1 protein-coding gene is annotated in these 415 nt (G+C 66.7%); it reads left to right on the top strand.

Features of this window, described 5'->3' with window-relative positions:
- The coding region (locus R0J87_RS18640; RefSeq protein ID WP_498888062.1) for a hypothetical protein at nt 1–218 on the top strand (218 nt) is incomplete at its 5' end.
- Nucleotides 219–415: the final 197 nt, after the last annotated feature.

Below are 415 nucleotides of genomic sequence, written 5' to 3'. Positions count from 1 at the left end.
GCTTCCCCGCCCGCAACAAGGCCGAGGCCGACAAAGCCTGCAAGTCGATTCTCGGGCTGTCCATGGATGAAGTCGGCAACCGGCTGCGGGCCTGCGGCTATGCGTGGAGCGGCAACGCCAAGGCGTGGCGCACGAAGTGCAACGGGCAACCCGCCCGCGGTGGTCGCGGCTTCAAGAGCGAGCACGCCGAGCGCGTGGCGTTCGCGGATGAGGATTGATGGTCGCGAAGCGTGAAAGGCGAAAGCCGTACTCAACCCAACCACAGCCCCACGCCGAGCTTAGCGGCTCGGTTGGGGTTTTCCCCTACGGCAGCGTCCGATGCTGAAGGCCGCATGGCGTGGCGGCGTGCCAGCATCGGAGAAGGGCTGATGCCAGCACGGCATCGGTGACAAGGCGCTGTCAGCCACACCCCCAG

It is taken from the genome of Halomonas sp. SIMBA_159, from assembly GCF_046536035.1.
In the GTDB taxonomy this organism is placed as follows: Bacteria; Pseudomonadota; Gammaproteobacteria; order Pseudomonadales; family Halomonadaceae; genus Vreelandella; species Vreelandella venusta_A.
Note: the sequence above shows the minus strand (reverse complement) of the source record. Positions and strands in the feature narration are given on the sequence as shown.